Here is a 10,789-nt window from a genome sequence, read left to right as displayed (position 1 = left end):
ATTTACGTCGTTTTTTCATCGGTTGCTTGTATCTTATTTCTTCTTAGCAACCTGTCCAACATTGCGGGACCAGCTCAGTTGAACTCTGCCCTCGATTCGCGGCAACCTGTCGGAACATCGATTAGTTCGAAGCCGAGTGAGCAATACCAAGATTTAAGGCGAGAAGAGATTCTTAGGCAATCTTGGTAAGACTGGTCTCGTTCACTATCATTATTATAGATCGCTTCTTATGGTTTGAAAAAGAAGACTTGGCGTTGGATCGGATAGATCGAAAGGCGACGCTTTGCTTCGGCCAAGTCGACCTTGCCAATCTCAAATAGCATGTTCAGCACGTCTGCGATACCGCGGTCAATGAATATCGGATTATCACATTTCGGAATCTTTTCGTATGCTAAAATATCCGCTTCGAGAATAGCTTCTGGCCGTTTCGGTAGACCCTGATTAGTTCTCTGCCTTATGATACCTCTGGCTGATTCCGAAATGCAAAAGCATCCCTGATTTGCCAGTAATCCCAATACCGTGGATTTCCCAGTTCCGGGCCCACCAGTTAAGACGAATGGGAGATTGGATTCATCCATTTTTAACGAACCAAAATCTCAGATCTCAAATGCCGCGGCTTCGACTGGTTGCTCTGCCTTATCCTCAAAGTCGAGACCCCCGATGATATCCATGATCGTGATGAGGCCGGAGATCGTGTTGTCTTCCGTAGCGATCACCTTGTTTGATCCTTCGCGCACCATGATTTCCAACGCCAGCCGCACGGGGAACATGGGATGAATCTGAGGGAGTTCACGTAGGTGCAACCCTTCGAGTGTGGAGTAGCCAGAAACGTTTTTTTGCTTTATGTAATCGTAGAAATCGTCGCGTCGGAATACGCCTAGGAACTTTCCTGTATCGGGTTCGGTAACTGGGTAAATGGTATGGCGCGATTCTTTGAAGGTTTTGAGGGTGTCGGACACCGACGTGTTGACTGGGAATGAATCAACCATGCTGTGCATGACGTCTTTGACTTCACTATCAAGGAGGCTGTCCGGGAGCTGCTTAAGCAGGGCTTCGAGGTCTTCACCAGAGCGATATTGTTGGGCAGATCGAGTGAGGAGGCGCTGAAAATACTTGGACGTTCCCATGACTGCCTTGAATTCACCACTGCTGAGGGCGATGAGCGTCGTAGGCTTGCGAGCGATTGCCTGGAAGCGCCAGGTGTTGTCGTCGAACAAGGCGCGTTCTCCGAAAAATTCTCCGGCTTCGATGGTCTTAATGAGTTGGTCACCATCGACGATGTCGACTCGTCCCGATTTCACGACGTAAAAGGAGAACGCAGGCTCTCCAGGATTGAAGAGGATGTTGTCTTTTTCGAGGTATACTTCTTGGAGCGAACGGCTGTAACGTGGGCTGATGATGTTGATGTCGCGCGGAAAAAAGAGATCGAGCGTCCAATCGATCATAACGCGCATTTTCCTGTCTAGGCCAGGTAGCTTACTCAGGTAAATTGTCCGCCACATGAACCACGCGAAGAAGCCTGAAAATTGAAGTCCAAAGACCGAGGCAACCGCCGAGCGGTGACCAATCGTGGCGAGCTCACCGAGCCCGGTAAATTTGAAATCTTTGACGGGTTTACCTTGGGCCTCGGCCATAATGTTCTTCCCGAGAAGCATGCCTTGCCGCATAGCAAATTGAGCTGTGGGCGGGCAGGATTCGTCGCTCTTCCAAAGGGGGACGGCAGCACAATCGCCAGCAGCGTAGATGCCTTCTGTGCCAATGACACGCATCGCAGAGTCGGTGCGGATGCGGCCATGCTCATGCTCTATGCCGTGTTTTTCGCAAAGATCGACGACAATGGGGTGGGGGGCATTTCCGACGGTGGATACCACTGTGTGGGACTCGACCACCTCGCCATTGCCCAGATAAACTTGCTTTGAGGTAAGGGCTTTAACGCGCTCGTTGAGCATCACCTTCAAGCCGCGGCTTCTGAGAATCTTTTCGGCGTATTTACCCAATTTCGTCGACAGCGTAGGCAGGAGGTGGTCTCGGCTGTGGATAAGGATTACTTCGAATTCATCATCTTTAATATTCGAATAGTATTTTTGAATGCCGTGGAATAGGTCGATGATTTGCCCGGCCGTCTCTACGCCTGAATAGCCGCCGCCGACGACGACGAATGTGAGCAGGCGTCGCTTGATCTCTGGGTCAGTCTGGATGTTTGCTTCTTCGAAACGGCCAATGACGGTTGCCCGCAGTTTCATAGCATCTCCGACGTTTTGCATCAGAAAGGCGTGTTCAGGCATGCCGGGTACGCGACTCAGATCGATCACTGCACCGAGGGCGACAACGAGCTTTTCGAAGTAGACTTTTACTTTTGAGGAGAAGTGCCCTGCATTCAGCAGGATGCAGCGCTCCTTGTAGTTGATCTCAGAAACAGTGCCCTTGAAGACGGTCACACCTTTAGCAAAGGTCCGAAGGGAGTTCACCACGGCATTTGCGCCCAGTGCTGAGCCTGCGACTTCAGGAAGCATAGGTTGGAAAACCAAATAATTTTCCTCAGAAATGAGGGCTGTTTTTCCCTTGTGCTCTCCTTCGATGAGTTTGCCCAAGGTTTTGGCACAGTAAGCTCCTGCAAATCCGCCTCCGAGGATGACTGTCTCCATTCTTATTTCTGGCAATGTTTCACTCATGTTGGCTCCGGCTGGTGGTGGGCTATGTCGTTTTTGAGAAGGTGATCTTATTTAGTAAGAAAAGCGAACTTCGGACCGGATTCTCATTTAACTGAATCTTGGTCGTTTATTTTATAATCTGCGATTTTCCGAATGATGTATTCCTGCGCTTCATCCACATCGTCGATGATTTTAAATAGATCCAAATCTTCAGGAGAGATGAGTCCCAGGTCTTTAAATTTTTCGAAGTTAATCAGCCCATCCCAATAGTCGTGGCCATAGAGGACGATAGGCATTTTTTTTCTGATTTTCTGGGTTTGGATCAGGGTCACGACTTCAAAGAATTCATCCATCGTTCCGAAGCCTCCGGGAAAGATGACAATTGCCTTCGCCGGATACAGAAACCAATATTTACGAACGAAGAAATAGTGGAATTCGAAACTGAGATCGGGTGTGATGTAGGGATTGTTACTCGCTTCGAAGGGCAGAGAGATGCCAAGCCCGATGGATCGTCCACCCGCTTCTTTGGCTCCACGGTTGGCAGCTTCCATGATGCCGGGCCCACCCCCAGAACTGATGTAATAGCGATCCTCTTCCTTAGGGAATGTGGCGTCTGACCATTCGGTAAGCTGTTTTGCCATCCGGCGCGCATCTTCATAATAGCGGCTGACCGTTAATTCCTTTTCCAGAGCCTCTATCTCTTCGGACATATCAGGCGTATGCGCTCCCGTCCCAGTGCGTCGGGCTAGCTCGAGTTTTTGTTCGATAACGTCACGAGGTTGGATACGAGCCGATTCGAAAAATACGATAGTGTGGTTTACGTGTTCGCCACGAAAGCGATAGTAGGGCTCCAGCAATTCGCACTGAACGCGGATATGACGCGCGGCGACGCTTCCGATAAAATCAGAGTTATGGTAGGCTTTAGGCGGTTTACGGGTAATGTCGCGTGAGCCGTCGATCTCATCGCTTTCTTGATAAGGGTTCATATTAACCCTAAATGTCGGCAGGAGCCGAGGGATAATAAACGCCTGTAACTACAGGCGAGAGACTATGAAAAATAGAGCTTTGCGAGTGCTTGCGTGCCCAGGTTTTCATGGCCCAGTGCAGCCAGGCGGTCGTAAGAAGCTTTTGCCATTTCGAGACAGGGGAGAGATAGCTCCATGGATTCGGCAGATTCTAGGGCGATGCGCATGTCTTTGATAAAGTGTTTCACGAAGAAGCCGGGAGCAAAATCGCCGTTTAGGATGCGTGGGGCGAGGTTGCTTAGGCTCCAGCTTCCGGCAGCACCGCTGGAGATGCTTTGGAGTACTTTTTCTGGATCGAGTCCGGATTTCTTTGCGTAGGCGAGCGATTCAGTAATGCCAAACATGCCGGCTGCGACAGCGATTTGATTGGCCATCTTAGTATGTTGGCCGGAGCCAGCAGGACCTTGATAAACGATGTTTTTCCCCATTACTTTCAGGATGGGAAGGATGCGACCATAGGCAGCCTCATTGCCGCCGATCATGATGGAAAGGGTGGCTTCGCGCGCGCCCCGATCTCCGCCAGACACGGGTGCATCTAATACAGAAATATCCTTTGTTGCCGCGACCTCAGAAATTTGTTGAGCCAGTTTGGGTGATGAGGTCGTCATATCCACCAACATGGTTCCCGAATGAGCGGATTGAACGAGTCCATCGTCCTCAAGATAGACCCGCTTCACGTCAGAGGGGTCACCAATGATCGTGAAGATGATATCAGACTTTTTCGCTACTTCAGCCGGCGAATTCGCCCAGACTGCACCGGCATCAATCAGATGATCTGCTTTGCTTCGAGTTCGATTGAAAACGGTCAGCGGATACCCCGATTTCAAGATATGGCCTGCCATGGAAGACCCCATGACACCGAGTCCGATAAAGCCGATGGAAGGTGTATCAGTTGCGTTCATACCGAAGAATTTGTTGATCTGCACGCCAGCAGCAATCACGGATCTGACCATCCTGATTCGATCTATGAAATTTGTGGTTTGTGATCCGATAGATTGGGTTGAAACTACCTGCGAACTCATGGCTCACAGTCCCACGCTCAACAATCTTCATATCCACCACGGCTACAGCGGTGTGGACGGGTATTATGATGAGCTCTTTGATGAGTTTGGGGGCGTCCGTGAAGGCTGGGCAGCAGTATGGCAGAAGATCCAGAGATTCACTTCTGAAGATCTAGTTCAGCGCGATCGGTTGTTGCGCGACCTAATTGAGGAAAACGGTATCACCTATAACGTTTATTCTTCCGAGTCGGATCGCACGCGCTCTTGGACCATGGACATGCTTCCATTGATCTTTTCGGAGAATGAGTGGGGGTTTGTCGAGCAGGCGATGACGCAGCGGGTCACATTGCTCAATCATTTGGCTGCTGATTTTTATGGCCGCCGCCGCCTGCTTTCGGAAGGGCACTATCCGGCTGCGTTGGTCTTGGGGAATCCTTTGTTCCTTCGCCCGTGCAACGGCACGGTGCCGAAGGAGGGTCGTTGGATCAATTTCTACGCTGCGGATCTGGCTCGGTCCCCGGATGGAAGTTGGTGGGTTTTGTCAGATCGATTGGAAGCGGCATCGGGCTTGGGTTATTCGTTGGAGAACAGAACGTTGAGTACGCGCGTTGTGCCGGGTCTAATGCGTGATGCACAGATCCGGCGTCTCCAGCCATTTGTGCGGCAGCTCCACGATTCCTTTGTTCAGATGGGGCCGAATGGTAAGAGTGATCCAACTATAGTCGTCCTTACACCGGGGCCACTCAATGAAACCTATTTTGAACAAGCCTATCTGGCTCGCAACCTGGGCTACCCTCTGGTGGAAGGCGCAGACCTTACCGTGCGGGATAACAAAGTCTTTTTAAAGACGATTGAGGGACTGCAGCAGATCGATGTGATTGTGCGGCGTTTAGATGCTTCTTGGTCAGACCCGCTGGAATTTCGTGCGGAGTCGATGCTCGGTGTGCCAGGGCTGGTTAATGTAGTCCGTGAAGGCCAGGTGGTGATTGCTAATTCATTGGGCGTCGGCGTTTTGGAATCGGCTGCCTTGCCTGCATTTTTGCCGAGTCTGAGTCAGCACGTTTTGGGAGAAGAGTTACTGATTCCCAGTGTGGCGACATGGTGGTGTGGGCAAGTGCGGGAGCGCGCCTATGTATTAGACAACCTTTCTAAGCTTATTGTTAAGCCCGTCTTTCATGAGCGCGAGCGTGCGACCTTTTTTGGGCCCAATCTAAGCGGCCAGGAATTGGAGCAGGTGCGGGCTTTGATTGAGCAAGAGCCTGAAATGTGGTGTGCCCAGGAGGGTGTCTCGCAAGCTACAGCCCCGGTGTATCAGGAGGGAAATATCCAACCCCGGCATTTCTTGGTCCGCGTGTTCATGGTGCCTTCTGAAAAAGGCTGGATGCTCATGCCAGGTGGATTGGGGCGTATATCACCGAGTATCGAAAACGTGTCTGTGTCGATGCAGCACGGCGGACTCAGTAAGGATATTTGGATACGAAAAGAGGGGAATACGCCGCGCTCGCAGTCATTGGGCCAAACGAAGCATAAATCCAAGCGCGTTCCATTGCATCCTCAATTGCCTAGTCGGGTGGCGGATAATCTTTTTTGGCTCGGTCGGTATGCTGAACGAGCCGACCACCTCGCACGTGTGCTGAAAGAGTCGATTGATGCCGTGGTCGATCCCGAAGATGTGAGCGACCTCGATGGTCTGGGCCCGTTGCTGCGTGCTCTGATCCCTGCTGAAGACTATCCACGACTTAGACTCGAAGACCGTCATAATTGGACCTATCTCGACTCAGTCGAAGTGCTGAGCGCGTTAATCTGGGATGAAAAGCTTCCGGGAAGCCTCATCGATAGCGTAGCCCAGGTGCAGCGAACCGCATCGAGTGTAAGGGAGCGTTTGAGTAATCAAGTATCTGGCATCCTCCGTGGGCTTACATTTTCGGCTCCGCCTGTGGGCTACCATGAAGAGCTGAGTGATCTCTCCTTCCGGGCTGTCGATCGCACGCAGCTCCACCTTGCTGCTTTCTCAGGTCTAATCGCCGAAAACATGACCCGTGGTCACGGCTGGATTTTTATTGAGATCGGGCGTCGGATCGAGCGTGCAATGAATATCGCTGGCATGCTGCGTGCGGCGATTTGTCAGACCGAGGAGCCCACGGATAATTCATTGAAGCATATTTTGGGAGTGCTGGATTCCATGCTGACCTACCGGCGTCGTAACCTGAGCACGTTTAAAATAGATGCGATTCTTGATCTCGTTATCTGGGACCGCACTAATCCGCGAGGCATACAATTTCAGGTAGACATGCTTCAGGATCTGGCAGAACGCCTGCCCGATGCTGTGCGCGAAACAGCGCGTTCACCAATGTCGTTGTTGGTTCATCGGCTGTCTGGAGTAATTGCCGTAGAATCGCCTGACGCTTTCGCTGACTTCGAAGATCGGATACAAATGCGCGCATTGGACGCATTCCTCGGTCGAATTCAAGATGCCTTGTTCGCTGTGTCTGACCAAGTCAGTGAGCAGTTTTTTGCCATCACACGCCGACAAGAGAGCGTGGTGAACCTCCCTCATCTCCAGCAGACTGGATCGATTTAGACGGAACACGATCATGATCACTGACGTCAATAAAGCCCTGCGCTATTTCGTTCATCATAGGACGGTATACAGCTACTCCTATCCGGTCGCTATCAGTCACCACGCAGCGTTCCTGTCTCCGCTGAATTCAAACCAACAGACGCTTGAGCGCTTTTCTCTACAAGTGACTCCGCGCCCTGACGATTTGACCGAGGGCCTCGATTATTTTGGCAATATCCGGCATCAGTTTTCCATTGCGGAGAGTCACTCAGAGCTCACGGTCGAGATGCGGGCCCAAGTGCAAAAGCTGGTGCGAGCAATACCGGATCCTGAAGACTCGCCCAGCGCTGCTGAAGTGCACCGGTTTTTAGTGAACCCCATTACCCGAGAAGGGGTGGATGCGGCTGACTTTCGTTTTCCTTCCGAGTGGACCCAGCCCAAGGACGAATTTGTGGCTTATGCACGCCAGTTCATCGATCCCAACCGGCCCTACCTAGAGGGGGTCAAGCGCTTGTGTGATGGCATTCATCAGGATTTTGACTTCGACAATGAAGCTACCGATATCAACACGCCGCTCACGGAGTTTTTTGAGAAGCGCGGGGGCGTGTGCCAGGATTTCGCGCATTTCATGATCGCCTGTCTGCGCGGGATGGGGTTCGCGGCAGGATATGTGAGTGGCTACATCCTAACGCACCCTCCCGAGGAGCAGCCTCGCTTGGAAGGAGCGGACGCCTCACATGCATGGGTGACAACATACGTCCCAGAGATCGGGTGGGTGGATCTTGATCCAGCGAATGCTCTATTTGTGAATGAAGAGCATATCCATGTCGCCCGAGGCCGAGACTATCAGGATGTAGCCCCCATCAAAGGAGCAGTGAGCGGTGGGGGAGAGCAAGAGATCGAAATCTCAGTAACCGTGCGCCCAGAGTGGGAAGTAGAAGAAAACAGTCCGCGCAAAGGGATTTACTGGGAAGACCTAATGTAGCCTCGTGGTTATTGAAAAGATCTGCGGCTCGAGCGAAGCGGGCGCGAGGTGAACATTCTTTCAATCACGGATTTCACAGATGGGCACAGATTTTTTGGGGACTTTTTTCTCTTCATCGAAGTAATGGCTGTGATCAGGATTCTCAAAGAATGCTCCTCCGAGAGGAGGTCTTTGATTGGGACGAGGCAGGCCACTTTTCGATCCATTCCCTACTAGTTTTATCTGGCCCACGTCCAAACAAGTTCATCCGCATTACGTTGGAGGCAGGTGCACAATGGCCAGATCCTTATTAATGCGAGATAGTCACGATTTGATCTGACAGATTCTCCCATGCCCCTAACCGTCACCACGCGGCGTATTCTGGGTGTCACCTGTCCTGTCTATTCGCCCTGTAACATCTGTGCTCGCTTAGCCAGATATTGCTCTTCAGTGATCTTCCCTGTTTCATAGATCATCTTAAGTAATTCTAACCGATTGGCAGTCTCTTCATCTAAACCTTCCTCTTTCGCAGTTTTCGCCGAAGGAGCCCCATTTAAACTCTGGAGATCAACAATAACAGGATTTGGAGTGAGATCTTGTGTTGCACCAGAGTTGGCATCTATTGCCGCCCCGATGACTCCTCCTAGTATTATATTCCCGGCCATCCCAGCCCCTCCAGCTCCAGCGGTCTCGTGCGTTACATCAACATAGAGCGTTTCGTACCCCTCCTTACTAATTATAACTTCGTAGTTACCTTCTCGCTTCAAATTAAATGCGGCCGGGGTGGTTGCCACCAAAGGCCCAAATGCCCTTGACCCATCCTTTGAGAGCCGATTCTGCTCAATTTCTTTTTTATCGAATGCCGCTCCTTTCCGAGTGACTTCGACAAGAGCACCAGGTGGCTCAGACCGAACCTCAAGGACGTCCATCGTGCCTCGAGTGACAGATGCACACCCAGAATATAGGATAGCAACAATGAGAGAAGTGAAGAGAGCTATTAGCGGCTTTGTTTTCATAAAGAGGTTTCACACAACGCTAAAGGAAAGATGACCTCATGAAAGGCCAATTTTGATCTGGAACTAAAGATCTCCCCCCCTTCACTCAAAATCCGCCCATCGCTCTGCACGCTACTGGGTATCTTCTCAGGATTTTCGGAGCCCAGCTTCGCAATCCATCTATTCTCGCTGACTGTCGATCTCAGCCAATTCAGAAGAAACACGCTCACACTCGAGAATACCAGGTATCAGAATCCTAGCCTTAGGGCCTGATCCTGAGGTATTGATCCCAAGTTGCTTAATCCCAAAACGCTTCATGAGCCATGTCTCTTCAACAGAGTAATCTGTAGCAGATCTAAAATGAACTCGACGGGTTTCCGCAAAAACCCCCGTTCTTGCACCAGTAACCAAAAAACTCCCTTCAACCCTCAGGAAAATTGTTTTCGCAGTTGCTGACGCCCGGAAATGACTAAAGAGCAGATAGCAGGCTGTTGAGACACCAACCGTTCCTATTAGAATCCACATAGAAATAAATATTGCTTTTCCGAGTAGAACTTCCCCTTCAAGCCATTCGGCAAATGGCATAAGAGCGAACGTAGCCCCGAAGATACCTAGTATACCAAACCACTTAAAGAACCAAGACGTTTTGAGGTAGGCGCTCAGAGCCTTATGGTCAAAATCGTATACAATATTCTCCGGGTAATTCATTCTATCTGACGTTAATGATCAGAGGCGCCGAGGGCGTCCGCCTGAATTTGTTTGTTAGGCTCATTTATCCACCCATTTTTTACAGCGATATCCAATTCCCCCATCATCCAGGAGTGGATCTCAGGCGATAGGTCTTGAATGAACTTATTATGGCTCTTAACCATTTCGGAATCAATATTCTGCTCTCTCCATGTCCGGCATTCAGTGGCGATATTCAATAAAAATGGAACCAGCTTATCGAATAGCATTAGCCAACGAGACTCTTGCGTTTCCTGACTTTCATATTCAGACCAGGCAGCCATTAGTTCCTCCCCGAATTGAGGATGTCTGCCCTTTAAGTTTATGATGTAGGCTTTCTCATCTTCACGTTGTTGTGACTTATCTGAATGGTAAGAGCATACATCACCGGCTCCAATTTCGCATACGTCATGAAGAAGTGAGAGCTGAATCATCCTTTCTACATTCACATCATCAGGCAGGAAATGCTTCATTGCAATCACTGCTACCGCAAGATGCCAGCTATGTTCAGCAGAGTTCTCTTTTCTTTTCTCAGCAGAGATAAACGATTTCCGGTAAACACCTTTCAGACTGTCGAGCTCTAGTAAAAGTGACTTAAATGCAAACATGCTGCTCATTAGTATTCTAATGCTAAAGGTCGTATGCACCGATGGAAGTCTTTTTTGACCTAGAATCGAATCTCTCATCCCCTTCTCCGAAAACGCACCTCGCGCCGGGAACAATCGCTGTTACTTACTCCTGCGTATTCAGCGTCTTCGATTCGAGGTAATCAGTAAGGCCTAGTAAATCCTTATTACTCCGCTAATGCAAAAGGTGACTTCATGCGGCGTATTTGGCATGTGGGTGTTGGAAGCATGAAATGATCTT

Annotated in this window: 9 protein-coding genes; 2 read left to right on the top strand and 7 right to left on the bottom strand. The window is 50.3% G+C overall.

Annotated elements, in window-relative coordinates; genetic code table 11:
- Nucleotides 1–227 precede the first annotated feature (227 nt).
- The 4 genes from HRU10_14070 to HRU10_14055 form a co-directional block, all read right to left on the bottom strand.
- Nucleotides 228–578, bottom strand: a complete 351-nt coding sequence (locus HRU10_14070) for an AAA family ATPase (protein ID NRA28358.1) — start codon at nt 576–578, stop codon at nt 228–230.
- 18 nt (nt 579–596) lie between these two features.
- Nucleotides 597–2,672: an FAD-dependent oxidoreductase gene (locus tag HRU10_14065; protein NRA28357.1), complete on the bottom strand. Its 2,076-nt coding sequence runs from the start codon at nt 2,670–2,672 to the stop codon at nt 597–599.
- An 83-nt stretch (nt 2,673–2,755) separates the two neighbouring features.
- Nucleotides 2,756–3,637 carry an LOG family protein gene (locus HRU10_14060; GenBank protein NRA28356.1) on the bottom strand — a complete coding sequence of 294 codons (882 nt, stop codon included), beginning with the start codon at nt 3,635–3,637 and terminating at the stop codon, nt 2,756–2,758.
- A gap of 62 nt (nt 3,638–3,699) precedes the next feature.
- Nucleotides 3,700–4,578 carry an NAD(P)-dependent oxidoreductase gene (locus tag HRU10_14055; GenBank protein NRA28355.1) on the bottom strand — a complete coding sequence of 293 codons (879 nt, stop codon included), beginning with the start codon at nt 4,576–4,578 and terminating at the stop codon, nt 3,700–3,702.
- Between HRU10_14055 and HRU10_14050 the strand changes: the two genes are divergently transcribed.
- Both HRU10_14050 and HRU10_14045 read left to right on the top strand, forming a co-directional pair.
- Entirely contained in the window at nt 4,553–7,258 is a 2,706-nt protein-coding gene (locus tag HRU10_14050) for a circularly permuted type 2 ATP-grasp protein (GenBank protein ID NRA28354.1), read from the top strand. The genes HRU10_14055 and HRU10_14050 overlap by 26 nt on opposite strands.
- A 13-nt stretch (nt 7,259–7,271) precedes the next feature.
- Nucleotides 7,272–8,222, top strand: coding sequence for a transglutaminase family protein (locus HRU10_14045; protein NRA28353.1), 951 nt, complete (start codon nt 7,272–7,274; stop codon nt 8,220–8,222).
- A gap of 380 nt (nt 8,223–8,602) precedes the next feature.
- Here the strand turns inward: HRU10_14045 and HRU10_14040 are convergent, their stop codons facing one another.
- The 3 genes from HRU10_14040 to HRU10_14030 all read right to left on the bottom strand — a co-directional run bounded on the left by HRU10_14040 (nt 8,603) and on the right by HRU10_14030 (nt 10,530).
- The gene (locus tag HRU10_14040) at nt 8,603–9,217 is read right to left on the bottom strand and encodes a hypothetical protein (GenBank protein NRA28352.1); all 615 of its coding nucleotides are present in this window, start codon (nt 9,215–9,217) and stop codon (nt 8,603–8,605) included.
- A gap of 159 nt (nt 9,218–9,376) precedes the next feature.
- Nucleotides 9,377–9,904 carry a hypothetical protein gene (locus HRU10_14035; protein ID NRA28351.1) on the bottom strand — a complete coding sequence of 176 codons (528 nt, stop codon included), beginning with the start codon at nt 9,902–9,904 and terminating at the stop codon, nt 9,377–9,379.
- Nucleotides 9,905–9,915: 11 nt separating this feature from the next.
- The gene (locus tag HRU10_14030) at nt 9,916–10,530 is read right to left on the bottom strand and encodes an HD domain-containing protein (GenBank protein NRA28350.1); all 615 of its coding nucleotides are present in this window, start codon (nt 10,528–10,530) and stop codon (nt 9,916–9,918) included.
- Nucleotides 10,531–10,789 lie beyond the last annotated feature (259 nt).

The organism is Opitutales bacterium, from assembly GCA_013215165.1.
In the GTDB taxonomy this organism is placed as follows: domain Bacteria; phylum Verrucomicrobiota; class Verrucomicrobiia; order Opitutales; family JABSRG01; genus JABSRG01.
This window is presented reverse-complemented; position numbering and strand designations above follow the sequence as displayed.

Bases quoted from the DNA above. Each gene is read 5' to 3' on its own strand.
- HRU10_14070 (NRA28358.1), bottom strand. From the start codon at position 578: ATGGATGAATCCAATCTCCCATTCGTCTTAACTGGTGGGCCCGGAACT.
- HRU10_14065 (NRA28357.1), bottom strand. From the start codon at position 2,672: ATGAGTGAAACATTGCCAGAAATAAGAATGGAGACAGTCATCCTCGGA.
- HRU10_14060 (NRA28356.1), bottom strand. From the start codon at position 3,637: ATGAACCCTTATCAAGAAAGCGATGAGATCGACGGCTCACGCGACATT.
- HRU10_14050 (NRA28354.1), top strand. From the start codon at position 4,553: ATGGAAGGTGTATCAGTTGCGTTCATACCGAAGAATTTGTTGATCTGC.
- HRU10_14055 (NRA28355.1), bottom strand. From the start codon at position 4,578: ATGAACGCAACTGATACACCTTCCATCGGCTTTATCGGACTCGGTGTC.
- HRU10_14045 (NRA28353.1), top strand. From the start codon at position 7,272: ATGATCACTGACGTCAATAAAGCCCTGCGCTATTTCGTTCATCATAGG.
- HRU10_14040 (NRA28352.1), bottom strand. From the start codon at position 9,217: ATGAAAACAAAGCCGCTAATAGCTCTCTTCACTTCTCTCATTGTTGCT.
- HRU10_14035 (NRA28351.1), bottom strand. From the start codon at position 9,904: ATGAATTACCCGGAGAATATTGTATACGATTTTGACCATAAGGCTCTG.
- HRU10_14030 (NRA28350.1), bottom strand. From the start codon at position 10,530: ATGTTTGCATTTAAGTCACTTTTACTAGAGCTCGACAGTCTGAAAGGT.